The following is a 26,975-nucleotide window of genomic DNA, read 5'->3' as shown; positions in this document are numbered from 1 at the left end:
CAACGAGCGAGGAAGAGACTACGGCAACCATACTACAATTTCGCCGTCAGCTTCACGTCTGGATATTTCTGCTTGAACCAGTTTTCGGCAAATTGGTTTTCAAACAGGAAGAGCGGCTGGTCGTGGATGTCCTTGACCAGGATGTTCCGTGACGACGACATCTTCTCGTCCAGCTGTTCTGGGTCGATCCAGCGCGCCGTCTTACTCCCCATTGGTTCCATCACGACATCCGAGTTGTACTCGTTCTTCATCCGGAACTTGAAGACTTCAAACTGCAGCTGGCCGACCGCCCCCAGGATATAGTCGTTGGTCGCGTAGGAGCGGTAAAGCTGGACCGCACCCTCTTGGACCAACTGGTTGATCCCCTTATGGAAGGACTTCTGCTTCATCACGTTCTTGGCCGAAACCCGCATGAAGAGTTCCGGTGTAAACTGCGGTAGCTTCTCAAACTTAATGTCCTGCTTACCGGTGTAAATCGAATCCCCAATCTGGAAGTTTCCAGTATCGTACAGGCCGATGATGTCCCCGGCAACCGCGTTTTCCACGTTTTCCCGGGTATCCGCCATAAACTCGGTGACGTTCGACAGGCGGAGCGGCTTTTGGGTCCGTTCCAGGGTAACGTCCATCCCCCGTTCAAATTCCCCTGAGCAAATCCGCACGAAGGCAATCCGGTCCCGGTGCCGCGGGTTCATGTTGGCCTGAATCTTAAAGACGAAGCCGGAAAATTCTGGTGCCAGCGGCTTAATGACTTCGCCATCTTCGGTCTTGTGGTCGCCCGGGGCGGGTGCAAACTGGAGGTAGTTCTCCAGGAAGGTCCGCACCCCAAAATTCGTCAACGCGGAGCCGAAGAAGACCGGGGTTTGGTCACCCTTGGTAATCTTGTCCCGGTCGAGTTCGTTGCCAGCCACTTCCAGGAGTTCCATCCCGTCTAGGGCGTCCTGCCACTCACCGTCACCAGCCAGCGGGTTCTCACCCTGAACGTTACCGTCCTCATCCAGTGGCAGGTACGGCTTTTCCGGGTCGGCTGGGTGGGTCAACGCGACCCGGTGGTTAAAGCGGTCGTAGATTCCCTTGAACTGGTGACCGGATCCAATTGGCCAGTTCATCGGGTAGGTTTCAATCCCTAAAACATCTTCGACTTCGTTTAGGAGGTCAAGCGGTTCCCGGGCGTCCCGGTCAAACTTGTTCATAAAGGTAAAGATCGGGATCCCCCGCATCTTACAGATCTGGAAGAGCTTCTTGGTCTGGGGCTCAATCCCCTTGGCGGAATCAATGACCATGACCGCAGAATCGACGGCCATCAGCGTCCGGTAGGTATCCTCGGAGAAGTCCTCGTGTCCTGGGGTATCCAGGATGTTGATCCGCTTGCCCTGGAAGTCGAACTGCATGACGGAGGAAGTGACGGAAATCCCCCGCTTCTTTTCGATTTCCATCCAGTCGGACTTAGCAAAGTTACCGGTCTTTCGGGCTTTAACGGTCCCGGCTTCCCGGACTACGCCCCCGAAAAGGAGGAGCTGCTCGGTAATCGTCGTCTTCCCCGCGTCCGGGTGCGAAATGATGGCGAACGTCCGCCGCTTATTCACTGCTTCAGCAAGCTGTTTTGGTGACATCATCAGTATGTTCCTTTCGTATTTAAAATTGCGCAATATCTTTTATATTCTAAGATATTCTGGGGCGTAAAGCAATTAGATGTAAGCTTAAAATAACGAGTATCATAATGATTTTAATAAATGACATCCCCCTCCGGAAAGAAGCTTTCCCATAAAAAAACGCCTAAAATTAGCTTTACAGGCTAATTTTAGACATATCCTCAATGCTAGTTCATTAACGAGTTATACGTGAGCTGCCCAACACGTGCATACCAGAGCTGTGACGTAAATATTATTACTAAGTTAAAATCGAAAAACGAAATCATCTTAATTTCTGTTTCACGGTTTGGCTCACTCCCGATTCAGTTTTCAGTCGTCCAGTGTTAACTACTAGTACAAATAATGATCCAAGCAAGGTAACAATAACCGTAAACACAAAAAGCCCAATGTAAGCAGACGCTGGCTTAACACTGATTTTTAATTCGCCATTAGCCTTAGTGTTCCTCAAATTAACATGCCCCGCCTTAATTAACTTCTTTGACGAAGTATATTTAATTCCATTATAAAAGGCGAAGGGAAGCGTGACCTCTTTATGATCAGGATTGTCAAGCTTGAAGGTAATAGCAGTTGTCGTTGCAGCTTTAACCCTCACTTTATCTTTTTGCTTTTTTATTATTTTGACCGTATTCTTAGGCAGGTAGTCCTCAAAAGAAAACGGATTATGTCTGGCAGCATCATTGTAGTTCTGCCTGGTCAATGCTAACCGCACTGAACTATCATTTAATATCCGGTGATAATTCCATACTGACATGAAGCCATAAGCAAAGATAATCAAGCTAATTACCCCCGCTAATTTTTTTACTTGCTTCTGTTTCAATGGAAAAACCTGATCCAGGTACATACAGAAGCCAATTATCAAAAAGATCGCACTATAACTCAACAGCCTACCCGTAAATTGCAGCGCACCTACTCCTGTTTTTTGAATTTGATCAAAAACCGGGACAAACCAATTAAACATACAAATAAACAATAAGCTAGCGACGATTACGTACTTATTGTAGTCGGCCTTGCGCTTAGCGACTTGAATTAACATCATAATCAAAATTATGGTTAAGACAATTCCTAAGTTCCAGGAATAAGGATAATCAGTTACGGTATTATTTATTACCGCTTTGCTCATTAAGTCTGGGGCGATCGGAAGTAGGTAAAATGGCGGCGAAGATAACTTGTTTTTCAAAAAGATGGTTAAAAAGTTAATAATAGTAAAGCCGCTAAACAGGAAGGTTACTATAATTGCGTAAAATATATATCTTATTACCATTAACCAGTTGGTAATCTGTCGATAATTAATTCCCAATAATACGGCAAGGGCAACAACCGTTAAAATGGTTGACAATATATGACTATTAATAATCATTCCCATGCCAAACGCTAAGTTAAAGATTCCCACCTTTTCCAATCGCATAATTTCAAGAAGGCCGAGAATAGCTAAGGGAATAAAAGCGTATGCTAATGCCTCGCCAAAAGCATTCCGACCAAAGACTATAATTAAATGGTAGGTATTAAATTCATACAGAAAGGCCCCTAGGATCCTTATTACCTGGTTGTTTGCGACCTTCCTCATTAAAAAATAAGCATTTAACGCCGTAATGAAATTTAATAAAACTAAGCCCACAAACAAGGCATGCAGCGGATTATTAAAAATTAATTCCGGTAAAATGAAAACCCATCCTGCCATCCAGGGATACGCTGAGTTAAACGCGGCCCCCACATTGCTAAAGCCAATCATATTTATCGGGAGGGGCACTTGTAACTGTCTGATTGCATCAGTGATTCCGCCCTGGAAACGATTGAGATGAACGTACCCATCCAACGTAAGTTTAAAATAATGCGAGAAAAAGTTAGGCACTGTAATCAGGACGGCTGATAATAAAAATAGCAGGCAAATGCCGATTGTTCCCTCGTGTTTTCTGATGATCTTTAACATACTTCTCCCTCAACTATTAAGCTACCCTTATTTTCAAACTATAACTGGCAGCCACACCTAAACGACAAAAAGTAACGCAACCAGACCTATCATTAGACCACGAACCTAATTCAAAATGCTTTCAGCAAGTACTGGGGTAAAATTGCGCAATATTTTTTATATTTTAAAATATTCCAGGGCGGAAAGCAATTGGGTGCGTAACTAAATAAGCGGCATTACAATAACGATTCCAGCTAATATTAAACTGAAGAAACAACCGCCTAAGTTCAGCGCAAAAGACTGAATTTAGACGGTGGTTCCGCAATGGATAGTGCTATCAATTTGCCAGCCAGTATGTCTGTCAACGAATCAGTAGTGGATAGACCTTCTCTACTAAGCAGTATAAGTTGATCACGATATAGATACCCATAAGGATCCATAGCGGACGGCTAGTCTTAAAAATTGCGTCATTAATTTTGCTTAGACCGATGGATTCAACAACGATAAAGAAAGGCAGAATTTCCATCACGTATCTTCCCTGGGGCTGGATGTCAACGAATAAGACATAGTACATAAACAAGGCAATGGTGATTACTCCGCCGATAACCATCCCCCAATTAGGAAGTGCATCGCTACGATTGCCACCAGCAAAAGGCTTCATGCAGTACCCAATGATTCCCGTACTGAAAACAACCAAATAAAACAGGTAGATCATGGTTCCCGCTGGAATAGTCAGGTAACCAAAGTAAGCAATAAATGATTTTTGGGTCGTGAGCCAAAAATTAGTATCGGTTAAAAATTGGCCCAAGCTTTCCTGGCCAAGGTAAGGGTGTTGCAAAGCCGCACCGCCATGCTGCAGCCATTTGACATATTGCGCATGGAATGTTTTCATCCCGAAAAGATCGCCATGGTAGATCAAAGCGTTCCGTAAATAAAAGGGTAAGCACACCACTGTAACAATCAGTATTAAAGCCAGCGCTAAGGCTACGGCCTGTTTCTTACTAATTCGGTCAGCCCTGTGTTGACGGTAAAGTGAAAACAGGAAGCAAAGGCCACCGATAAGTACAAAGCCCATTGAGTTCAGGTACCCCAGGGTACAGATAATCATTCCCAGTGCTAGCAAAATTGTCTTACGGGCATCCCAACGCTCACCTGTTGAACAGCCTGAGTACAGTGCGTACATAATTACACTCACGCCACATACCGCAATAATGTCATTGTTAACATAAGACGAGAGGTAAGTAAACTGCGGTACAAAGGCAATCAGTAGCATCCCCAAAATTGTTAACCGGAAATCTTTCTTTATTTTGTGAAGCGTCAATCCGACAAAGGCAACCGTTACGACCCCCGCTAAAACGCTGGTCAACCGGGCTGCCAAGACAAGATACTTCGTAGTAAAGATTGCGCTTAGCTTCATAAAGAACGCGCTAAGCACCCCTCCTAACATTTGCGGGTAGAAGGCATATGACCAATTTCCCAGTTGGTATACCGCTTCTTTATCATAGCCCGTCGGCAAGTTGCCGTGATTATAGATATATTTAGGGATCAAATATCGCATCAGCTCATCTGGATTACCATTGAATTTCAGACCAGCTGCCCAAATTAAATAATAGACTGCTACTATTGCAAGAACTCCAATAAAAATCAGCCGATTAATCGTTACTTTCTTTCTCATTCCATTTCTCCAAATAGTTTCTTTAATCAGTACTGGTAATTTTACTATCTTTTATAATGGGTTACAATTTGTCTCCCCACCGAAGCCTTCTCTGCACTATGCTCGACTGCCAGTTTTATGCTAGTTCTTAACTATTACAAAGATAATGTGGAAAATCTCCAGGCTAACTTCGTGTCGTAACCACAAGGCAATGGCCCGTACCGTGCGTTCTAGGTTAGCCATATATCTTATCGAGGAGGTTATTTTCCACTCTCACCCTATTTCAGATACTTTAACGTATATTTCTTACCAGCGGTAACGTCATACTGGACCAGACGGTAATCCTGCAACAACTGCTTTTGCTGCTTAATAAGGTTGCCTTCCTTAACCAGCTTGCCCTGGTCATTGACAAAGTCCGTGTGGGCCACGGCCCTGGCCGTATTAACGTCGCCTTTGGCCTCCACATCTTTTGCCATTGCCGGCAGCTTCTCAAACACCGCCGTCAGCAGAGCCTGGTACCAGTTCACTTTGGAATTTGTCTGCTTGGCAACCATGGCAATAAAGTCGTTGGGACTGACCACCGCCGTGTTTTGCTTGAAGTTCTTCGCACCATGGGCCCGAGCGTACTTATTAGAGTAGATTAAGTATTCCGTTTCGTGCAGCTTCACCCCATCCCGCGCCATATCATTCTTGTAAATTCCTGGCAAGTGGTCACCATAAAAGACGATCGTAATTGGCCGGTTAATGCCATCGATTTGCTTGATGAACTGCTTAACGGCGTTGTCCGTGTAGTGAATTTCGGTACTAAACTCGTCGACCTCGTCAGGATTGGTCCCGGCTGATACCCGCACCGCCCGGTAACGATTAAGGTGCCGATAGTAATTATCCGAATATGGGAAATGGTTTTGCATGGTAACCAGGTTAATGAATTGACCATGGCGGTAGGACTTTAGCTGGTCGAGGACGTTTTGGTAAGCGGTCCGGTCAGACAGGTAGGGACTGTTGTCAATCCGCGACTGGTGCCGGATCCGGTTCTTGCTCCCGAGGTAGAAAAACTTGTCAAAGCCAAATTGCTGGTAAACACTCGTCCGGTTGTAAAAAGTACCGAGGTAAGGGTGAATGGCAACCGCGTGGTCAAAGCTATCCACGATGGAGGGGTTTACCTTGAGCTTGCCAACCAGCTGGGTGTAAGGAACTGGCAGGGTCGGCGAAAAGTTGCTAATACTATAACCGGTCAGGGTCATGTATTCCATGTTGGCCGTGCCGCCGCCATAGCCAGAACTAATCATCACCCCCCCTGTATTATTTTTTTGCAATTCCTTGATTGCGGGGATCGGGGTGCTTTCTAGCTTAACGCCTGGGACCCGGTTCGGATCCGAGAAACTCTCACTCAGGTTAAAGATAACCGTCTGCTGGACTAAGTCGTTCTGCCGGTGAAGGTTAATTTTCCCCGCTTGGGTCCGGTACTTTTTCACAATCTGCTCCATCCGCGCTCGGGAGTAGCCTGCTGGCTGGTCCATCACCTTGACGTCCACGTTATTCATAAACTGAATTAGCGGGCCGTTAATCCGTGCGCCGCTCAACTGGTTGTAAAACATTGGCTGGTCGCCTAGCGAAGTCAAGAAGTTATTCAACGGTGTCCCGGAGTGGTTCCAAAAGAAGCAACTTGCAAAGAGGAGCGGGGCTAGTAAGAAATAGACTAAACGCCGGCGGCCATTGAACGGTAGCTCGACCGGGTGCTTCTTTTCCAGCCAGCAAACCAGTCCAATTAAGAGAATTAGTCCCGTCACGACCTCCAGCCAGAGGGCCGGCGCAACCATTTTGAAAAGGCTCCCCGCAACCCGTAGCATTGCCAGATCCGATGGCAAAATTGGTTCATTACGGGCGGCAATTTTTTCACGGTTGGCAATTACAAAGGCGCAACTAATCACAACCACAATTGCCAGGCTAAGCCAGTACCGCTTGCTAATCGCCTGCAGAAACTTAATAACTGTAAAGATAAGCAGGGCGGCTAGCAATAACAATAGGCCTCGTTGCGTAAAGGCATAGGAAATAATATTGTAGTCCGGGCCGACATTCGGCTGAATCCGCCAGCTATTATTCATCAATAGCATCGAAGCAGCCGCAATCAGATAGGAAATAGCAAAGACCGTTAAGTCAGGGCCGAGTTCCTTTAATTTCTTGTTTACCGCTACTCTTTGCTTAGCAAAGTCTTGCGCCGCGAACTGGTCAATCCGCCGGCTGACTGTTTGTGTCCACCGCCGGTTTAAAAGCCACTGCCACAGTGCCGCAGCCACGAGGGCAAGCACAATTGCCGCCAGCGTCAGCACCGCAGTCCGCACCGTGGAGTGCGCCACTGGCTTCTCGTCCGCAATTTTATAAAGCACAGCAAACGCAGAACTGTTCATTAGAATAACCACTACGGACAGCAGGTAACTAATTCGCGGCTTTTGCATACCATTAACTAACCACCCGGCCACCGCGTAAGCCGTTACGACCGTTAATACATTGGTAACCGTCGCAAAGCGGTTGATGGTCGAACCGTTAAAGCTAAGAAACGGCATCAGTCCCTGAAAGAGGACGTTAACCGCTAAGCTAGCAATGGCGAGACCGCCCCAGCGCCAAAACTGTTTGACCGGCTTCAAATTGCCGCCGAGGATAAACAGGCAGGCGTAAAACAGCGCCAAAAAGTTATCGTTCCAGCCCCACACGTTTACCGGACTAAAAAACGGGATGGCAAGCACGACCCAAATCAGCCCCGTCATTCGCCGGCGAAGATTTGCTTGCCCGGACGGAATAATGCTGGAAACAACTATTCCGCCCATGACCCCCGTAATTAGGGGATACGAATTCCGTAGGACCGGCAGCATACTATTGTAAATTGTTGTCGGATAAAAACCGACTCCGTTATCCGTCAGGGCAATGCTCAAGCTGAGCAGACAGCCCAGGGCCACCGTATTGAGCCAGATTTTAATTACCATCGATTCCTTGCGTGAGCACTGACCCATGTAGTAACCCAGCAGGAGCACCAGCAAGTCGGGTCCAACTAAGGTGATTCCCTTTAAAATCAGGTACGCGCTGGTGTGGAGACTGGCCGTGCTGTATCCTGCTAGGTGGGGAGCCAGGTTCCAGTAGACCTGAGCTCCCCCCAGCCAGAATAAGATTACTCCCCAGATTAAGCTGCTCTTTAATTTTTGCATTTTTCGGCTTCCTTTTTTAGTTATCTGTTCTATTATCAGTGAAACTCTGCCTTTCTTCAAGCACTGAATTAAGCCGCTATTAAGGAATCGATCAGTCTCACGCCTTTATAAAAGTTTATAGAAACGTTAAACTACTATAATAGGATTGAATTGTCTAAGCATTCTTTGCTATATTAGGTAACGTTAGAAATAAATTACAGGGGTATATTTGCAATGGACAACAATGATCAGCGCGAATCTCGCGAAGAATACCGCAAAAGATTAGAAAAGAAAATCTACGAAAATGCTCATCATAAGCCCGCTCGTGAGCACCACCACCGACAACCGCGTCAGCAGGGCGGCCGACCAACGCCACCGCCGGTTCCCGAAAAGCACCACTACCACACGCCAAAGTGGATGAAGTGGTTAATCTGGCTGCTAATCATCCTCGTGGCGGCGGGTGGCCTGTACGAATACCACAAGGTCCACCAGATGGCTACCGGGGTCTTCAGCAACGGTGACGGTAAGATCAGTAAGAAACTCCAAAAGGGCGAACCCGTTTCCGTCCTCGCCATGGGTACCGACGTTGGGGCCCTTGACCGGGGAAATAAAGGGGGAAACACCGATTCAATCGAACTGTTTACCATCAACCCCAAGACGAAGCGGATTACGATGACCAGCATCCCGCGGGACACCCTGGTCCGGGTTAGCACCGATGATGGTCCCGATTACGTCAAGATCAACGCTGCCTACTCCATCGGCGGTCCGAAGCAGACCGTCAAGCAGGTCAGCGAATTGCTCGATGTGCCAATTGATTACTACGCGGTAATTAACATGGGGGTCCTCAAAAAGGTTGTTAACTCCCTCGGCGGCGTCGAAGTCGATAACCCGTTCTCCTTCACCTACGAAGGCCACCACTTTAAGAAGGGCAAGCAGCACCTAAACGGCGACGAAGCACTGAAGTATTCCCGGATGCGCTACGAGGATCCGAACAACGATTACGGTCGTCAAAAGCGGCAGCAGCAGATTTTGTCGAGCGTGATTGCTAAGTTTAAGAAATCCGGCTCCATCAGCTCAGCTAATAAGATCATGGACGCGGTCGGCGATGGTGTAAAAACCAATATCCCAATCGACGACATTGCCACCCTGTACGGTAACTACCACAGTGCGATGAACAATGTTTCAACCTACCACTTCCAGGGTAAGGACGCCACGATTGACGGGGTTTCCTTCCAAATCGCCAGCCCAAAGGAGATCAACCGGATCTCTAAGCTGGTCCGAAAGCAGCTTGGCTTGAAGCCGGTAACGGTAAACAACCACGAAACCCGGATGTACAAGTCTCAGCCAAGTTACGATGGTTACAATAACACCGACTTCATCCTGCCTGGTGGTGCCTCCTACAACAACCCGGGAAGCGGCACCGGTAGCGATACCGTTACCACTGGCCGGTCAAGTTCCTCTCGAAGCCATTCTTCATCACTAGAAGCTGAATATTAAGAAAAAAGCAAGCTACGTTTGAGTGGCTTGCTTTTTCTATACACCTAATATCGTGCAATCTGATTATTCCCCCGTATTTAATTAGTACAAGGAGGAAGTTAGATGACAAATCGAGAAGAACAATTACAAATGGCTGCCGCTAAGTGGGAACGGTTAACGATTGCCAATGACCAGATGTTTAGCATGGTGATGGAGAATAATGAAATTTGTTTAGAGCTACTACAACGGATTTTCCCTGAGTTAGCAATTAAGCAAGTGACGCGGACCGCAATCCAAAAACAAGTGAACGCCCCTCTTGACGCTCGAACAGTCCGCTTCGACGTCTATCTCCAAGACGACCAGCAGCGGACCTATATCGTCGAGATGCAAGTTGCCAACCACAACAACTTACCTTATCGTTTGCGATATTACTTAGAGCAAGCCGACCATAATATCCTGTCACCAGGCGATAGCTATGACAAGCTAAAACACTACCCGACTTTTATCGTTTTCTTCTGTGACTTTGATTACTACCAGAAAGGGCGGAGCAAATATCGGTTTGAATGGCGCTGCACTGACGATTGCCAATTGGCTGCCGGAACCGGACAACAACTAATCGTTTTTAATGCCAAGGCAACTAACTTTCGTGATAATATAAAGCTACAAGGTGTTCTTAAACTCATGCACAATCAGGTTATTGCAGGCGACCCCTTGGTTAGCCAAATTGTCGATGAAATGAATAGAATTAAGCAGGACCCAGGAAGGCGGCGACTCTTTATGAAATACGAACTGGACTTAATGGACGCCCGGAGCGAAGGACTGGCAGAAGGAAAAGCCCACCAACAAGCAGAAGACATCAAACTTACTGCTAAACTATTGCATAATCTAGGAATTGCTAAAAGTGAAATTCTCCGCAGCCTTAGTGATACTTATCAGCTATCGTCTACCGAAGCTGAGCACTACCTTAAACTTGTAGAGTAGTTGCTTAAGGCATTCTCAATAACCATCAAAAAAGACGCCATCGGTATATCGCTGATGACGTCTTTTGGTTTGTTCACCAAATTACAACATTAAATCTTACAGGGAGAGCCGCCGTAGTGAAGACCATAAGTCCACATAGTCACTATTACCGTCCTGAGCAGCGCTATAACGGTCAATGACCTGTAGGCTGTGACCGCTGCTGATTGCCTGCCGGATTGCGGCTGAACTAGCAAAGTTCACGCTAAAGCCTGACGTTGCACTACCATATACGGTTGGGTAGAGTTTAGCAATATCGGGCCGGTCAACCTGGCCATTTACCCTCACCCGGGTAATTTCTCTTCCCTGAGTCGCATCAAACAAGATGACGTAGTGGTATGGGCGCCCAATAATCTGGTTGCTAATATGCCAACCACTAGCCTGAACACTGCCGTCTTGCTTCATAGTTAGTGAATCCAGGTAGCCTAAATTCTGTTGGAATGACTGTGGGGCAAAGAAATAGTGGACAAAGGTCCCTTCACCGGACTGCTTATCATTAGTATAGCGGGCAACTACCTGCAGCTGGTGTCCGGCTTTTAGGGCCGCCGTCAGCGCATCGTTCCCTTGAATGTTAAACGCCACGTCAAAGCCGCTCTGCGATGCACCATAAATTTCGGGGTTAGCGGCCGCAACATCAGCCCGGGCACGGCCATTAGCGACCTGCTGCCGGCCAACTTCACGACCAGTAGTTGCATCAAACAGGATAACGTACATTGCTTGTGCCCCTGCACTGCGGCTATCGGCATACCAGCCAGTTGCCCGAACAGTGTTGCCATCGATGCCAAATGACTCTAACCGCTGGCTGGTTTGGTCATTAGCAAAGCTCTTCGCCTGCTTGGACCAGTAACGAGTGGCCTTCCAATAGCGCTTGCTGCAAACCGCTATGCTCTGCAATATTGAAATCGGCAACAAAACCAGAATTGCCACTGTTAACCACGGTTGGATAAAGTCTGGCAATGTCCGCCCGGCTTACGGTTGCCGCGTTAACCCGTGCAACCTCTTTACCAGTCTGGTTATCAATCAGCAAGATCAACTGGTTCGGCTCCAGTACCGACTTATCAGCAGCGTGCCAGCCAGTCACACGGAGGTGGCCATTGTACAGGCTAAAGTCATCCACCGCCGCAATATTGTTATTGAGTGCTTGCGGGGTAAACCAGTAGTCGATGTTGCCACCGTTCTCCTGAGAACTATACCGGCTAATCACCTGCAGGGAGTCTCCGTTCATAATTGCCGCCTTTAATTTACCATTCATATTAAAGGAAACGTTGAAACCGGAATTGCCGCTGTTATAAACGTTCCCAAAGGCGCGGCCAACATCCGCCCGGCTAACGTTATTAACCGTCTGGCGGGCAAGCTCTTTTCCAGTAGTCGAATCCAGCAAAATCAATTCATGAAGATTACGGCCGGCCGCCTGGTCAGCAGCGTGCCAGCCAGCGACGGTAATTCCGCCGTTCGTAATCTGAACCTGATCCAAGTTAGCAACGTTAGTGTTAAAAGCAGTACCGTTAAACCAGTGATCGTTGTAGTCACTGTTACCATCACCGGAACTGGTATAACGAATAATTACCTGTATCCGGTGGCCCTTAGCGATTGCATCAGCCAAACTACCGGTTAAGGCAAAGCTAGCGTTAAAACCGGAGGTGCCGGCTCCATAAATCCCGCTAAAGGCATTGGCAACGTCCGGACGGCTAACCGCATTCACCTGCTGCCGGGCAAGCTCGCGGCTGCCGTTGTCCTGATCCAGCAAAATGACGTAACGATTGTTCTTCCCTTCATTATTGTTATCGGCAAACCAACCGGCAACGTCGAGGGTATTGTTATTAGCGTTAATGTTAAAGTTATCCAAATTCGCCGCGCTAGTCGTTTGGTGACCAGCGTAGTTGGCAAACATTCCAAAATCAATGGAAGCATCGATATAGCCGCCCCAGCGGTCGGTATACTGCCAGGCCCCGTAGCCCAGGCTCCGCATATAGTTGCTCCGGGCCGCATTAGCGGAATAGTCCAGGTAGTACATCGCAATCCAGGTCCGGGCCTTGCCGACCGTGGAGCTGACGTTGTACTGCTGGTCATAGGACAGGCCAGTATAGACCCCGTGGTTGGTGTAACCCAACGAACTCAGGGTTTGGAAAAAGACGTTCAGGTTATTTACAATCCCCGCGTACCGTGTCTGAGGAACATCCTCCACGTCGGCAATCATCAAGGTGTCATTGCCTAGGCCAACGTTCCGCGCCATCTGGGCGAAGAGCTGGGCCTCTGCTTGGGCTTGGGCGGCCGTTGTGAAACGGACAAAGTGGTAGGCCGAAACCGCCATCCCCGCTGCCTGGGCCCGGGAAACCTGCTGCTGGGCGTAGCCATTGGTCCAGCCGGTGCTTTCCGACAGCTTGACAATGACGTTGTTGATCCCCTGGTTATGGTACTGGCGGAAGGTTTCCTCCGAAATGTTCGGCTGGTAGGCCGAGATGTCCAAGGTGTCGGCGGTGGTCAGGTTATTAGTTGCCGCGTAGGCCGCCGTCGTGACCGCCCTGCTAGTAACCGGAACCGCAGCTTGCTGCTGAACGTTCAAAGTCGTGGTCGTGGCGCTTTCAGCGGTTGGGTTACCGCTGACCGATGCACTGGATTCTGTCTTCGCTACCGAAGCACCGTTATCTGCCAGCGCCATGGTAGTTGTCGAATCGGCTACCGGTGTGGTGGCCTTGGCCGGGTCCGTGCTAGTCTGCGCGCTGTTTGTCCCGTCAGCAGCCGGCGTCGTCACGGCCTGGCTGGCCATCGTACTGACCTGGCTCGTCGTGGCAGCAGCTGGCGTGGTATCATCGGCTTGCCCATCAACCGTACCAAACGCCAGCACCCCAAAGGCAACCGCCGCACAACACCATAGCTTTCCACTTTTGTACAATTTAAACCGTTTCTTGGCTTCCATCTTAACTTCCTTTCTTAACCCTTTCTTATTCTGCATAAGAAAAATTATAAGGCTTTAAAAGTAAAAAATCCCGTTTGCAACGGGATTGTAAATATCTGTAACAGACAATTAATCAACCTGTTTCAGAAAGTTTTGCAGGGCTTCCTGCCAGCTAATCGGCGTAAAGCCAACGGCCTTGACCTTATCCAAACTCATGATGGAATGCCGCGGCCGGTAAGCTTTTTGCGGGTATTCTTCAGAAGTTACCGGCGCCACCTCAACCGGCTGGCCCTTCAGGATTTCACTGGCAAACTCGTACCAGGAGCAGGAACCGTCATTGGATAACTGGTAGCGGCCGGACGGGATTTGATGTTGGACCGCGTAGAGCATAAACTCCGCCAGGGTCCGGGTCCAAGTCGGCCGGCCGACTTGGTCCGCCACCACGGTCAGTCGGTCGTGGTCCTTAGCCAGTCGCAGCATCGTGTAGACAAAGTTCCTGCCGTATTGGCCGAAGACCCAGGAGGTCCGGATGATGTAATACTTGTCCATAATTTTTTCCACCAGCTGTTCACCCGCCAGCTTGGCCTTACCGTACTCGTTCTTCGGGTTGGTCGGTGCGTCGGTCTGGTACTCACCCTCGTTGGTCCCGTCAAAGACGTAGTCGGTGCTGATGTAGACCAGGGTGGCCCCCGCCCGTTGAGCGGCCTCGGCGACGTTCTTGGTGCCCGTTTCGTTGACCGCCCAGTTCAAATCCTTCTTTTCGTCTTCGGCCGGGTCCACGGCGGTAAAGGCCGCACAGTGGAAGACGACTTCCGGCCGGCACGCGGCGAAGCGCTGGTCGACCGCCGCCCGGTCAGTGATGTCCATTTCACGAGAGTCAAAGGCGTCGTAAGCAATGCCCTTTTCGTCCAGCAGGTGGCGGAGTTCCGTGCCCAGCTGGCCGTTCGCCCCGGTGATCATAATCTTGCTCATTGCTATTTCCTCCTAAAAGAGGGCCCGTTGGTAATCTTCCAGCAGTCCCTCTCTACTTATCTTAAATTCAATTACTTCAAAGCCGCCTTAGCCTTCAGTGGCTGCCACCAGTCTTCGTTGTTCTTGTACCAGTCAATCGTCTTCACGATTCCAGTATCAAAGGTGTATTCTGGCTTCCAGCCCAGTTCAGTTTCAATCTTCGTCGGGTCGATGGCGTAGCGCTTATCGTGGCCCAACCGGTCCTTGACGTACTTGATGTGGTCTTCAGAAATCCCCAGGTTATCTACGATCAGGTGGACGATCTCATTGTTGGTCCGTTCGTTGTGGCCACCAACGTTATAAATTTCACCCGGCTTGCCATCACGGAGCACCAGGTCGATGGCTTGGCAGTGGTCAGAAACGTAGAGCCAGTCACGGATGTTCTTACCATTCCCGTAAATTGGCAGGTCCTTGCCTTCCATTCCGTTAGAAGTCATCAGCGGAATCAGCTTTTCAGGGAACTGGTACGGTCCGTAGTTGTTGGAACAGCGGGTGATGTTGACGTTCAGACCGTAAGTCTCGTAGTAGGCCCGAACCATCATGTCAGCAGAGGCCTTGCTTGCGGAGTACGGTGAGTTTGGTTGCAGTGGCGATTCCTCGGTGAAGTAGCCGGTGGCTCCCAGGGTCCCGTAAACTTCGTCGGTGGAAACCTGCAGGAACTTCTCAACCCCCTCGCGCTTGGCTACATCCAAGAGGGCCAGGGTCCCCTGAACATTGGTTTCCACGAAAACTTCGGGGTGCAAGATTGACCGGTCAACGTGCGATTCAGCCGCGAAGTTGACGATGTGGTCGATGTTGAATTCATGCACCAGGTGGGTAACCAGTTCCCGGTTGACGATGTTGCCCTTGACGAAGTGGTAGTGCGGGTTGTCCTTAACGTCGTCCAGGTTGTGGATGTTCCCCGCGTAAGTCAGCAAGTCTAAGTTAATCAGGTTATCGTCCGGATGCTTTTCCAGCATGTAGTGGATGAAGTTGGAACCGATAAAGCCGGCCCCACCGGTAACTAAAATATTCATATTTACTTGTCCTCCCCGTAAGTGAAGTTAATTTCGGCGTCCTTGAATGCTGGGTGGTGCTGATCCTTTTCGGAGAGAATCAGGTGGTCAACCGGCATTGGCCACTTGATGTCCAGGTCAGGGTCATCAAAGGCAATTCCACGGTCAGCTTCCGGTGCGTAGTAGCCGTCGACCTTGTAGGCCACGTTGACGTTCGGCGTCAGGGTCACGAAACCGTGCGCAAAGCCCTTGGGAACCAGGAGCTGGCGGTGGTTGTATTCACTCAGGATAAAGCCTTCCCACTTGCCGTAAGCTGGCGACCCCTTCCGGATGTCGACGATAACGTCGTAAATCGCCCCGGTAACGGCCCGCAGCAACTTGGTTTGGGAGTACGGTGCCAGCTGGTAGTGCATCCCCCGCAGGACCCCCGGTTCCACGGACAGTGACTGGTTGTCCTGGGTGAATTCAACGTTAATTCCAGCTGCTTCAAACTTGTTCTTGGTGTAAGTTTCGGTAAAGAAGCCCCGGTGGTCGCCGAAGACGTCGGTTTCCACAATCTTAGCATCTGGTAATGAGGTATCAATCACTTTTAATGACATTAATTACTCGCTCCTTAATCTTCCTTGGCCAATCGCAGGAGGTATTGGCCGTAATCATTCTTCTTTAACGGTTGGGCCAGCTTGACCAGCTGGTCCCTGTCGATGTAGCCCATACGGTAGGCAATTTCTTCGAGGGCCGCGACCTTGAGGTTCTGCCGCCGTTCAATCGTGGCGATGAAGTTGGCCGCCTCCAGCATGGAATCATGGGTCCCGGTATCCAACCAGGCGTAGCCCCGCCCCATCAGCTTGACGTCGAGCTTGCCCCGGCGCAGGTATTCCTTATTGACGTCGGTAATCTCCAGTTCGCCCCGGGCGGACGGCTGGATGTGCTTGGCAATGTCCACCACGTCGTTGTCGTAGAAGTAGAGACCGGTGACCGCGTAGTTGCTCTTCGGGTGGGCCGGCTTTTCTTCGATCGACAGGGCGTGCATCTGGTCGTCGAAGTCGACCACGCCGAAGCGCTCCGGATCGTTGACGTGGTAGCCAAAGACGGTCGCACCGTCAGTCTTCTTCGCCGCCGACTGAACCAGGTCGGATAAGCCAGCGCCGTAGTAGATGTTGTCGCCTAAGATCAGGCAGACGCTGTCGTCGCCGATAAAGTCTTCACCCAAAATGAAGGCCTCGGCCAGTCCGTTTGGCTTTTCTTGAACCTTGTAGGAGAAGTGCAACCCCAGTTCGGAGCCGTCACCCAGCAGGCTCTTGAACAGTGGCATAAATTCCGGAGTAGAGATCACCAGGATGTCACGAATCCCCGCCAACATCAGGGTTGACAAGGGGTAGTACACCATTGGCTTATCATAAACTGGAATCAGCTGCTTTGAAATTCCCCGGGTAATCGGGTACAGGCGGGTTCCCGACCCGCCAGCTAAAATAATTCCTTTCATAATGGCCTCCTTAAAATGCCAAAATCCATGTTTAATTTTAGCACACTTAGGCACTTGGAATGATTAAAACTAACTAAAAAAGCCGGGCATTCCCCGACTTTCGTAGTTATTTAATTGTAACGTTGATTGGTTCAAACCAGTAATCGATGTGGTTGCCCTCACCGCTAACAGCGTCACTGTAACGAGAAATAATCTGGAGACGGTGGCCGCTCAGTGCTGGATCGACATCCATGGTAAGGTTAAAGCCGGATTGTCCAGCATTATAAATACTATTAGCTTGGGCAACGTCAGGCCGGGCAGCAGGTTGAACCAGTTGCCGTTTAACCTCGTGACCAGTAGTCGCATCAAAAAGGATGATGTAGTGGTAGGGCTTACCCACACTTTGGTCGGCAGCGTGCCAGCCAGCAATCTGAATTTGATTACCGCTAACCTTAAAATTATCTAAGCAAGCTTGATTGGCTACAAAAGTTTTGGGTGCAAACCAGTAATCGATGTAGTCACCATTGCCGTATTTATCATCGGTGTAACGCGAAATAATTTGAATTTGATCACCATTGGTCATTGCCGACGTCAATGGAACGTTAACACTAAAGGCAGCCTTTCCAGAGCCATAAACATTGGGGTATGCTTGTTCAACATCGGCACGATTAAAGGTTGGCGCTAACTGCCGAGTAATTTCCTGCTTCTTAGTTGCATCGTAAACGATAACATAGTGGTACTTTTTCCCCACACTCTGGTCAGTCGCATGCCAACCACCAACATTTAGGCTTTCGCCTTGAATACGATAGCTATCAAGGGACGCTTTGTTAGCAGTAAAAGTTTTGGGTGCAAACCAATAATCAATATAATCGGTATTACCATATTTATCGTTAGTATAACGTGAGATCGCCTGAATCTGGTCCCCATTCGTCATAGCAGGCGTCAATGGAATATCCACACTAAAGCCCGAATTACCAGAACCATAGACATTCGGGTATGCCCCCTCAACGTCACTTCGGCTAGCGGATGGAACTAAACGACGAGTGATTTCTTGGTGCTTCGTTGCGTCAAAGACAATTACGTAATGGTACTTCTTGCCCACACTCTGGTCAGCAGCATGCCAACCGCTAACGTTCAAATTGTTACCTTGGATACTATAATTATCCAACCAAGCCTTGTTAGCCGTAAACGTCTTGGGGGCAAACCAATAATCAACATAATCACTATTACCGTCTTGAGAGCTACTGTGCCGCGAAATAATCTGAATTTGATCACCAGCTAGTGCCGGCGAAAACTTAACATTTAGCTTAAATCCAGAATGGGCAGCATTATAAATCCCTGGATAAGCCCGTTCGACATCATTTCGAACATAATTATCTACCAAAAACCGGCCTAATTCGACTTGCTTAGAACTATCGTAAACAATGACATAGTGATAATTTTTCCCTAAACTTGCGTCTGCCGCATGCCATCCTGCAACACCAAGATTGCCTGTTTTAGCATCTATGGACATATTATCTAGGTTGGCAGCATTCGCATTTAGTGTTACCGGCACAAACCATAAATCTTTCCCACCGTTGGGTTCGCCATGACCATCATAAGTATACCGAGAAACTACTTGAATACTCTGTCCAGCAAACACCTTGGTATATGGAATTGCTATGCTAAAGCCGCCCCAGCCAGCAATTTTGGCATTCGGGTATACATTTTGAATATCCTGCCGATAACTGCCATTTACTTCCGTACGGTATAATTCACGTCCATTACCGTCTAATAAAATAATGAAGTGGTACATATTTGAACTGTAACCATTCGTCGCGTGCCAGCCACTAACGTATAATTTACCATCAGCATGTACCGATAAATCATCAATGTAGCCATCATTAATATCGACAGCTTCACGATCCCAGGCGTTAAGGCCATATGATTCGATCACACTATTCAACACTGCAGTATAATTAGGGGCCGTTGCGTAACCATCAGCTTTAACTAGATAAGTAACGTCACGATAATTAGTTTTCCAGAGTAAGTTATGGTAACGGCTATTGTCTACAAAGAACCGGCCATGATCTTCTAGCGACTGTGCATTATTATCGTAGACTCTGAACGGAGCAGTAATTATTACAACTCCCCCACCATAATCCTCGTTAGTCGGCAAATAAACACTGTGCCCGTTAAAGGAGCCCTTAATACCGAAAAGGTTATGGTATTGTGCAGCCAAAGATGATTGGCCCCACTTGCTCTCGATAATGGCCTGGGCCGCAGTTAATGATGGTAAAACACCATATTGGTGCCAAGTTTGAATGGCTCCGGTATGAATACTATTAAGAAAAGCAATTTCGGCTGGAGTTAATTGACTTGTATTTATAGCTCCGGTGCCGACTCTATCGACCGCTGCTGCTGTTGTTGTGTACTGACTAGTCGTAAGAACTGGTTCCCCACTGACTACTAGTTTTTTGTTAGCGGCTTGAACAGCATCATCAGTTAAACTAACCGCGTTATCAGTTGTGGTTGCAGCTGTTCCTTGACTTGCCAGCGTTACCGTTTGGCTACGATTGGCTGTCGTATTTGAGGCAACATTTTCGACAGTGGCCACATTATTGCTGGTAACTCCCTGATTACTATCAGCATACCCTGGGGACTGTAGCAGCAACAGGGTCGCACCAAAAGTAAAGATAACTGGCAGCACGACTTTAATATTCTTATGTGGATAACCTAGCATTTTTCACCCTCCCAGTAAAGAAAACACCAACTACTACAAGCACAGAATAACACAATTCCGTAGGCTTTCAATCAGTTCTTAAACTAAATTAAGGAGGACAAAGCATTTATGATTTTATCTGCCTCATTATCGCATTTAAAATAGGAAAGGGGCTGGGAGAAAACTATTTTTCTCACCAGCCTCCTGCTAGTTCTTAACTATTACAAAGATAACGTGGAAAACCTACAGGCTAACTTCGTGTCGCAACCACAAGGCTAGTGTATAACTACGAACGCTAGCCGGCCCGTACCGTGCCAACTATCGTTCTAGGTTATCCATACGCCTTGTCGAGGAGGTTGTTTTCCACTTCCATATTTGGTTATTTAATTGTAACGTTAATTGGTTCAAACCAGTAATCGATGTGGTTGCCCTCACCGTTAGCAGAGTCGCTGTAACGCGAAATCACTTGCAAACGATGACCGCTAAGCGCTGAATCCACTGGTAAGCTGACCTTAAAGCCGGACTTTTCAGCGTTGTAAACGGCGAAGGCATTAGCGACATCTGGACGGGCAAAGTTTTCCACCAGTTGCCGTTGAACTTCTTTACCAGTAGTCCAATCATATAAAATGATGAAGTGGTATGGCTTATTGATGCCTTGATCCGTTGCGTGCCAGCCGGCAAGATCAAGCTGGTTGTTTTCAACCGTCACTTGGTCCAGGTTAGCCAGGTTTTGGTTGAAGGTCTGTGGTGCAAACCAGTAGTCAACCGTGTTGCCATTCCCGGCCGGGTCATCCGTGTACCGGGAAATAACCTGGATTTGGTCACCAATCATTCCGGCTGTCAGTGGAACGTTAATGTCGAAACCGGACTGACCAGCGTTGTAGACATTGACTTGTGCCTTTGCAATGTCTTCTCGGTCCTTATTTGCGACCCGGTAGCGGCTGATTTCCTTCCCCGTGGTCTTGTCAAACACAATAATATAATGGTACTTCTTGCCGACACTCTGGTCAGCGGCGTGCCAGCCGGAAATATGAAGCTGGTCGCCATTAATCTTAAAGTTTTCCAAGTAGGCCGCGTTGGTATTAAACGTCTTCGGGGCGAACCAGTAATCAACCGTGTTGCCATTCCCGGCGGGATCATCCGTGTACCGGGAAATGACCTGAATTTGGTCGCCCGCTAGTGCCGGATTAAACTTCAGCTTCAAACTAAAGCCTGAGTTAGCAGCATTGTACAGGCCAGAAAAAGAACTGGCAACGTCAGGACGCGCCACGTTAGTTACTAGGTAGCGCCCCAGCTCGGTCTGCTTAGAACCATCAAAAATAATGATGTAGTGGTACTTCTTCCCTAAGCTGTTATCGGCAGCGTGCCAGCCGTTGATGTTAATGTTACCGGTCGTTGGGTCTAAAGACATCTTATCAAGGGCAGCCACATTGGCATCCAGCGAAACCGGGGTAAAGAACATATCCCGACCGCCGTTTTGTTCACCTGAAGCATCATTAGTGTAACGGGAAACAACCGTAATGTTGCGCCCAGCAAAAGCACTGGTGTATGGGATACTTATATCAAAACCACTCCAGCCAGCCGCACCGGTATTAGAATACAGATTCTGAATGTCCTGACGGTAAGTCTTGGAGATATCCTGACGATATAATTCCTGGTTGGTGTTGCCATCAAGCAAAATAATGAAGTGGTGCATATTGCCGTTCGTACCGCTAGCAACGTGCCAGCCAGCAACATGGAGCTGGTCACCGCGTACTGACAAATCGTCAACGTGACCGGTGTTGGTATCAAAGGCTTCCCGGTCCCAAGCCGTCAAACCGTAACGTTCAATTACGGAGTTCAGGGTAGTCGTGTAGCTCGGGTCGGTCGCGTAACCATCGGCCCGGATCAGGTAGGTCACGTCCCGGTAGTTGGTCTTCCACAGCAGGTTGTGGTAACGGCTGTTGGCAACCAGGAAGTAACCGTGATCCTGGACGGACTGGGAGTTATTTTCGTAGGCCCGGAAAGCGTCGTTAATCATCACGCTGGTCCCACCGTAAACTTCCCGCGTCGGCAGGGTCACACTATGCCCGTTGTAGGAACCCTTGATCCCAAACAGGTTGTGGTATTGGGAAGCCAAGCTGGACTGGCCCCAACCACTCTCGATGATTGCCTGAGCAGCCGTCAAGGAAGGCAAAACCCCATACTGCTTCCAAGTGGAGATGGCACCATCATGAATCGAATCCAAGAAGGCCTTCTGGGCGGCGGTCAGGCCGGCCGTGTTGAGGCTCGCCGCACCATTGCCGCCATTGGCAGCGTTCACTGGCTGCGCCGTAACGTTGTATTGACTGGTGGAGTAGCCTGGGTTGGTTTCCACAACCGGCTTATTAGCGGCCGCTTGTACGGCACTATCACTCAGACTAACGGCACCGTCATTATTAGCGTTGCTGTCATTCGTATTCTGGTTGGCAGCCACGGCACTTTGGGTGTAGACCTGGGCTTGAGCGCTATTTTGACTCGTACTTACATTTAAGTCCTGAGAATTATTGTTTTGTGTATTTGCGTCAGTAGTAGCCACTACCTGTGTGTTTGCATCGGCAGACTGACTGCTATCGGCTTGGGCATCGGCCTGGAAGAACATCAGGGACGCACCAAAGGTAAATAAAACAGGTAAAACGATTTTAACTCGTGATTGTTTCTTGTTTTTCATTGCTTAAAACTTTTCCCTCAAATCTTAAAAACTAATAATCTAACTTAAACACCATTGACTATGGTACCATTGCAAAATTACAGCGAAGTTACAGGAAGTTTATAAAAGGGCAAAAGGGTGAAATAAAATGGGAGTGGAAAATAACCTCCTCGACAAGGCGTATGGCTAGCGTTCGTAGGCAAATAGCCTTGCTGCGCGGCGTTAGACACTAGCCTTGTGGTTATTTTCCACGTTATCTTTGTAATAGTTAAGAACTAGCAAGAGGCTGGGAGAAAACAGTTTTCTCCCAGCCTCACTCCCAATTAGTAATCTTAAATCCCTAATGAGCTAAGCAAAGACCCGACGAATTCCGGCAATCACGTTCCGCTGACCATTTGTAATCGGCTGAACCATCACTGACGGCGGCCAGCTTTCAATTACCGTGTTTGGATCCAGGAGGATGGCAACGTGCCAAATCGTCCGCGTCCCCGGTTCATAGTAGAAGACCAGGTCGCCCCGTTGACGGTCGTTCCAGCCGACGTTGGCGAAGTGCGGATCCGTAAAGAGGTCCCGTGAGTTCCATTCGTTGCCCGGATAGCCGTGGTGGGTGGAACTAGCCGAGGTCGGGTTAATCCCGGCCGCGTATAGTGCCTGCATCACTAAACCGGAGCAGTCGACACCCCAAGCGGGTGCAGAGGAACAGCCGGCCCACCATGGCTTGCCCATGTATTGGTAAGCAGCGTTAATCATCGCTTCGATGTGGGCCTGTCGACCAGCCGCTGGGTTCGTCACCTGGAGCGGTTGAACGTAACTGTCAATCCCGTACCAGAGGTCGTCAGAGTAGCCTAGTGCCCGCCAGGTTGGCAGGTCAACCCAACCGGTTGCGGGCAAGCCGTGACTGCGCTGAATGTTCATAATCGCGTAAGCGTCGCCCATGGTGTACTGGTTATGAATGTTAGCGGTCCCCAGCCGACTCTTAATGAACCAGGTCTTAACCCCCTCGTAGCCAGGGCCGATGTTGTGACCCACTTCGGACGGGTTAGCCTGGATCTGCTGGTAGTTAACCTGGTACATCCAGGACGGGTTCTGGTAAGCGTTCAGGTAGCGATTAGTCAGCCATAATTGACTGGTCGAGCCTTCACCATCAGCTTGGTTGCTGTAACGGCTGATAATCCCGAAGCAGTCGTGAACCATGCTTGGGTCCACCGTAAAGCTGGTGCTGAAGCGGGCCTGAGGAGCGTTTAAATAGTTCCCCTGACTAGATGCCAGGTCAGGACTGGCAACGTTTTTTACTTCATGCCGTGCAACTTCGCGGTTCCTAGAGTAGTCCCATAAGAGGATTACATGATGGGGTTGCCCAACTACCGAGTTGGCCACGTGCCAACCAGCCGCCGAAATGGTCGTGCCGTCTTGGCTAAGGCTATCAAGCCAACCATTTTGCTGGTTCAGATTAATTTGGTTATTAAACCAGTAATCAGACGTCGCGGTACCGTAGTCCTTAGTGTCCGAATTGCTGTAACGGCTAATGACAACCAAAGTATGGTTCAGCATTGCCGGGGTAATATCAAAACTCGTGCTGAACCGCGTCCGATCGGCGTTCGCAATATTAGTAAATTTAGCAATGTCCGGACTGGCGGTTACTGGAACCAGCTGGTGAGCAACTTCATGGTTAGCGGTCTTATCAAAGAGAATGACGTAGTGACCATCCGGCTTATAATAAACCGTGGCGTCATCGGCGTGCCAACCGCTCACGTTAATCTTCCGGTTAGCTGCATCAAGACTGAACTGCTCGAGGTAGGCCTTTTGGTTAACCGCAAAGTTAACCGTCTGGTTGCTGAACCAGTAATCTGACGTCGCAGTACCGTAATTCTCAGTATCGGAGTTGCTGTAACGACTAATAACTTCCAGTTCATGTCCAACCATCTCTGGTGTAATGTCAAAACTCGTATTAAAGCGGGCCTTCTCAGAATTTGTAATGTGGGTAGCCTTCATAATATCCGGACTAGCCGTCACCGATACTAGCTTATGAGCTATTTCACGCCCAGCGGTCTTGTCGAACAGGATGACGTAATGACCCGGCATATATACCGACGCATCATCAGCGTGCCACCCACTGACGTAAACCTTATTGGCCGCCTTGTCAATCCGAAAGTTCTCCAAGTAGGCCTGCTGCTTAACCGGGAAGTTAACCGTTTGGTTGCTAAACCAGTAATCGGACGTCGCCGAACCATAACGATTGGTATTGGAATTACTGTACCGGCTAATCACCAATAAGTCGTGGCCGACCATTTCGGGAACGATGTCGAACGAAATGTTGAACCGGCACTGCGCCGCATTGGCAATGCTTCCGTAAGCGGTATGGGCAATATCAGGACTGGCCACTGGCGCTACTTGCTGGTGGGCGATTTCGCGGTTAGCGGTTTTATCAAACAGAATAATGAAGTGACCGGGCATATAGATAGACGCATCGTCGGCGTGCCAGCCAGAAATATTCACCTTGCCGGCCGCCTGGTCAATCGTAAACTTGTCCAAATGGGCAGCCTGGTTGACACTAAAGTTTAGCAGTTCGTTGTTAAACTGGTAATCAGAATGGTGGCCATAATCATCTTCACTAGTAGAATCACTGTACCGGCTAATGACCATCAACTGGTGGCCAACCATTTCAGGTGTAATCTCAAAACTCGTACTAAAACGTGACTGGCCGGCGTTCGCAATCCCGGCCTGGTATGTGGCAATGTCTGGACTAGCAATGTTTTTGACAATCTGGTGGGCCAACTCTTTGCCCGTTGTCTTATCGTACAGGGTAATAAAGTGGGTCGGCATCAACGCACTGGCGTCATCGGCGTGCCAACCACTAATTACCACCTTCTTATTCGCCTTATCCAGGTAAAACTGGTCGAGGTGTCCCTGCTTATTAGTAGTTAGACTTAACCGATTGTTGTTAAACCAGTAGTCTGAATAATGGCCACTATCATTGCCCTTGCCCGCCTGACTGTACCGGCTGATGATTTCCAGCTGGTGGTTAAGAATAGCCGGGGTTAAATCAAATTGAACGTTAAAGCGGCTCTTCCCCGCGTTATAAACATTCCGGTAAGCATGAGCAATGTCAGGGCTGGCGACCGTCACCACGTCTTTTCGCGTTACTTCCTTATTAGTTACAGGATTAACGTATGGGTTGGTTCTGCCGCTGACATATCATCCGCGTGCCAGCCGGAAACATTAATCTTCTTGTTAGCCTTATCGACGGAGAAATTATCCAGATAGCCAGCATTTCCGGTCTTGTTAATCTTTAAGCTGCCCAGCCACAGGTCAGAAGTGTTATTATCCTGCTGGCCCGGCTTGTTATACCGGCTAACGATGGTAAATTCGTCACCCATCATAGCTGGCGTAATGGTAAAACTAGCCGTGAAGCGGGCTTGGGCACCATTAGCGACCGTAGCATAGCCAACTTTAGGCAAATCAGCACTGGCAACATTATCTACCGTCGTCCGAGCGACTTCCCGGCCCTTCGTCTTGTCCCAGAGAATTACCGTATGCTCAGTCTTGCTAGCGGCCTGGTCATCGACGTGCCAGCCAGAAACAGTGATTTGGTTGCCGTCAACTTTAAACTGATCCAGCCAGCCGGCCTTAGTGGTTACAACTGGGAACCAGTAATCGCTGCCGCCAGCCGGATTCCCGGCCGCGTCGCTTGTGTAGCGCGAAACCAGCTGCAGGGAGTTAGCACCATTCAGCCGGTCAGCTGGTACCGCAATGGTAAAACCGCCCTGGCCAGCAATTGGTGCCTTGGGATAAGCCTTGTCAATGTCGGGCCGTTCAACGGTCGTCACCTCATGCCGGTATAACTCGTGGTTGTTGCCGCCGTCAAGGACGATGACAAAGTGGTGCATCCCCTCCTGATACTGGTTAGTTGCGTGCCAACCATTAAAGACAACATCGCCATCCTTGTCCGCGCTGGCGCCGTCAACATTCCCGGCGTTGACTGGGGTCCGGTAGTCAACCTGCCGTTGCGGCTGTTGGCTAGTCTGCTTGTCGTTCCCCGTTACCGGGTTGGCCGGACTAGCTGCTTGGTCAGCTGTACCGGTCGCACTTTGGCCGTTAGCCACCTGCGCTGTTTGTACCGGCTGACTTGCGGTTGCCGGGACCGCCTCATCAGCCGAAGCGGTGCCCGCCATTACGGCCGTGCCGGCTGCCACCGCCAGAGTGGCGATCGCCATCGTGCACCACTTTTTGCCGGCTTTGAACAGCTTAAAGTGTTTTTTCTCTTCCATTGTGTCTCCCCCAACTTCTTGATTAAATTAACAAGGTTTATTATACTCTCTTGCTTTTTTGAATTTTACATTTAACTAACAATTTCTGCATTG

General features: G+C 49.0%; 16 protein-coding genes. 2 read left to right on the top strand and 14 right to left on the bottom strand.

All coding sequences use genetic code 11. The annotated features are described in order from the left end of the window. Positions 1-32: 32 nt before the first annotated feature. The 4 genes from HMPREF0494_RS08025 to HMPREF0494_RS11410 form a co-directional block, all read right to left on the bottom strand. Complete coding sequence (locus HMPREF0494_RS08025) at positions 33-1,610, bottom strand: peptide chain release factor 3 (RefSeq protein WP_040458960.1); 1,578 nt, start codon at positions 1,608-1,610, stop codon at positions 33-35. A gap of 301 nt (positions 1,611-1,911) precedes the next feature. Continuing rightward, positions 1,912-3,576, bottom strand: coding sequence for a glycosyltransferase family protein (locus tag HMPREF0494_RS08020; RefSeq protein ID WP_007124452.1), 1,665 nt, complete (start codon positions 3,574-3,576; stop codon positions 1,912-1,914). Between the two features lie 340 nt (positions 3,577-3,916). After that, the gene (locus tag HMPREF0494_RS08015) at positions 3,917-5,230 is read right to left on the bottom strand and encodes a glycosyltransferase family 39 protein (RefSeq protein ID WP_007124451.1); all 1,314 of its coding nucleotides are present in this window, start codon (positions 5,228-5,230) and stop codon (positions 3,917-3,919) included. Positions 5,231-5,487: 257 nt separating this feature from the next. Next, on the bottom strand, positions 5,488-8,409 hold the full coding sequence (locus tag HMPREF0494_RS11410) for an LTA synthase family protein (protein WP_007124450.1): 2,922 nt from the start codon (positions 8,407-8,409) through the stop codon (positions 5,488-5,490). A gap of 213 nt (positions 8,410-8,622) precedes the next feature. Here HMPREF0494_RS11410 and HMPREF0494_RS08005 point away from each other — a divergent pair, with 213 nt between their 5' ends. Both HMPREF0494_RS08005 and HMPREF0494_RS08000 read left to right on the top strand, forming a co-directional pair. Beyond that, the gene (locus HMPREF0494_RS08005) at positions 8,623-9,885 is read left to right on the top strand and encodes an LCP family protein (RefSeq protein ID WP_007124449.1); all 1,263 of its coding nucleotides are present in this window, start codon (positions 8,623-8,625) and stop codon (positions 9,883-9,885) included. 102 nt (positions 9,886-9,987) lie between these two features. Next, positions 9,988-10,845, top strand: coding sequence for an Rpn family recombination-promoting nuclease/putative transposase (locus tag HMPREF0494_RS08000; RefSeq protein WP_007124448.1), 858 nt, complete (start codon positions 9,988-9,990; stop codon positions 10,843-10,845). A 96-nt stretch (positions 10,846-10,941) separates the two neighbouring features. Here HMPREF0494_RS08000 and HMPREF0494_RS07995 read toward each other — a convergent pair whose 3' ends face one another. The 10 genes from HMPREF0494_RS07995 to HMPREF0494_RS07950 all read right to left on the bottom strand — a co-directional run bounded on the left by HMPREF0494_RS07995 (position 10,942) and on the right by HMPREF0494_RS07950 (position 26,882). Further along, entirely contained in the window at positions 10,942-11,775 is an 834-nt protein-coding gene (locus HMPREF0494_RS07995; protein ID WP_148466433.1) for a hypothetical protein, read from the bottom strand. After that, the gene (locus HMPREF0494_RS07990) at positions 11,696-13,834 is read right to left on the bottom strand and encodes a GH25 family lysozyme (RefSeq protein ID WP_007124446.1); all 2,139 of its coding nucleotides are present in this window, start codon (positions 13,832-13,834) and stop codon (positions 11,696-11,698) included. The genes HMPREF0494_RS07995 and HMPREF0494_RS07990 overlap by 80 nt, the downstream gene beginning before the upstream one ends. Before the next feature lie 72 nt (positions 13,835-13,906). Further along, positions 13,907-14,749, bottom strand: coding sequence for a dTDP-4-dehydrorhamnose reductase (rfbD, locus tag HMPREF0494_RS07985; protein ID WP_007124445.1), 843 nt, complete (start codon positions 14,747-14,749; stop codon positions 13,907-13,909). 71 nt (positions 14,750-14,820) lie between these two features. Continuing rightward, positions 14,821-15,804 (bottom strand): dTDP-glucose 4,6-dehydratase, encoded by a 984-nt coding sequence (rfbB, locus tag HMPREF0494_RS07980; RefSeq protein ID WP_007124444.1) that lies wholly within the window; start codon positions 15,802-15,804, stop codon positions 14,821-14,823. 2 nt (positions 15,805-15,806) lie between these two features. Continuing rightward, positions 15,807-16,382, bottom strand: coding sequence for a dTDP-4-dehydrorhamnose 3,5-epimerase (gene rfbC, locus HMPREF0494_RS07975; protein ID WP_007124443.1), 576 nt, complete (start codon positions 16,380-16,382; stop codon positions 15,807-15,809). 14 nt (positions 16,383-16,396) lie between these two features. Next, the gene (gene rfbA / locus HMPREF0494_RS07970) at positions 16,397-17,266 is read right to left on the bottom strand and encodes a glucose-1-phosphate thymidylyltransferase RfbA (protein ID WP_040458959.1); all 870 of its coding nucleotides are present in this window, start codon (positions 17,264-17,266) and stop codon (positions 16,397-16,399) included. 106 nt (positions 17,267-17,372) lie between these two features. Further along, positions 17,373-19,967 (bottom strand): glycoside hydrolase family 73 protein, encoded by a 2,595-nt coding sequence (locus HMPREF0494_RS07965; RefSeq protein WP_007124441.1) that lies wholly within the window; start codon positions 19,965-19,967, stop codon positions 17,373-17,375. Between the two features lie 358 nt (positions 19,968-20,325). Further along, positions 20,326-22,635, bottom strand: a complete 2,310-nt coding sequence (locus tag HMPREF0494_RS07960) for a glycoside hydrolase family 73 protein (protein WP_007124440.1) — start codon at positions 22,633-22,635, stop codon at positions 20,326-20,328. Between the two features lie 327 nt (positions 22,636-22,962). Beyond that, positions 22,963-25,740, bottom strand: a complete 2,778-nt coding sequence (locus tag HMPREF0494_RS07955) for a C40 family peptidase (protein WP_225430205.1) — start codon at positions 25,738-25,740, stop codon at positions 22,963-22,965. 29 nt (positions 25,741-25,769) lie between these two features. Beyond that, complete coding sequence (locus tag HMPREF0494_RS07950; protein WP_007124438.1) at positions 25,770-26,882, bottom strand: KxYKxGKxW signal peptide domain-containing protein; 1,113 nt, start codon at positions 26,880-26,882, stop codon at positions 25,770-25,772. Positions 26,883-26,975 lie beyond the last annotated feature (93 nt).

The sequence above is a fragment of the Limosilactobacillus antri DSM 16041 genome (assembly GCF_000160835.1).
Lineage (GTDB): Bacteria > Bacillota > Bacilli > Lactobacillales > Lactobacillaceae > Limosilactobacillus > Limosilactobacillus antri.
Note: the sequence above shows the minus strand (reverse complement) of the source record. Positions and strands in the feature narration are given on the sequence as shown.

Excerpts from the sequence above, each read along its gene's own strand:
- HMPREF0494_RS08025 (WP_040458960.1), bottom strand. The coding sequence starts at position 1,610 with ATGTCACCAAAACAGCTTGCTGAAGCAGTGAATAAGCGGCGGACGTTC.
- HMPREF0494_RS08020 (WP_007124452.1), bottom strand. The coding sequence starts at position 3,576 with ATGTTAAAGATCATCAGAAAACACGAGGGAACAATCGGCATTTGCCTG.
- HMPREF0494_RS08015 (WP_007124451.1), bottom strand. The coding sequence starts at position 5,230 with ATGAGAAAGAAAGTAACGATTAATCGGCTGATTTTTATTGGAGTTCTT.
- HMPREF0494_RS11410 (WP_007124450.1), bottom strand. The coding sequence starts at position 8,409 with ATGCAAAAATTAAAGAGCAGCTTAATCTGGGGAGTAATCTTATTCTGG.
- HMPREF0494_RS08005 (WP_007124449.1), top strand. The coding sequence starts at position 8,623 with ATGGACAACAATGATCAGCGCGAATCTCGCGAAGAATACCGCAAAAGA.
- HMPREF0494_RS08000 (WP_007124448.1), top strand. The coding sequence starts at position 9,988 with ATGACAAATCGAGAAGAACAATTACAAATGGCTGCCGCTAAGTGGGAA.
- HMPREF0494_RS07990 (WP_007124446.1), bottom strand. The coding sequence starts at position 13,834 with ATGCAGAATAAGAAAGGGTTAAGAAAGGAAGTTAAGATGGAAGCCAAG.
- rfbD (WP_007124445.1), bottom strand. The coding sequence starts at position 14,749 with ATGAGCAAGATTATGATCACCGGGGCGAACGGCCAGCTGGGCACGGAA.
- rfbB (WP_007124444.1), bottom strand. The coding sequence starts at position 15,804 with ATGAATATTTTAGTTACCGGTGGGGCCGGCTTTATCGGTTCCAACTTC.
- rfbC (WP_007124443.1), bottom strand. The coding sequence starts at position 16,382 with ATGTCATTAAAAGTGATTGATACCTCATTACCAGATGCTAAGATTGTG.
- rfbA (WP_040458959.1), bottom strand. The coding sequence starts at position 17,266 with ATGAAAGGAATTATTTTAGCTGGCGGGTCGGGAACCCGCCTGTACCCG.
- HMPREF0494_RS07965 (WP_007124441.1), bottom strand. The coding sequence starts at position 19,967 with ATGCTAGGTTATCCACATAAGAATATTAAAGTCGTGCTGCCAGTTATC.
- HMPREF0494_RS07960 (WP_007124440.1), bottom strand. The coding sequence starts at position 22,635 with ATGAAAAACAAGAAACAATCACGAGTTAAAATCGTTTTACCTGTTTTA.
- HMPREF0494_RS07950 (WP_007124438.1), bottom strand. The coding sequence starts at position 26,882 with ATGGAAGAGAAAAAACACTTTAAGCTGTTCAAAGCCGGCAAAAAGTGG.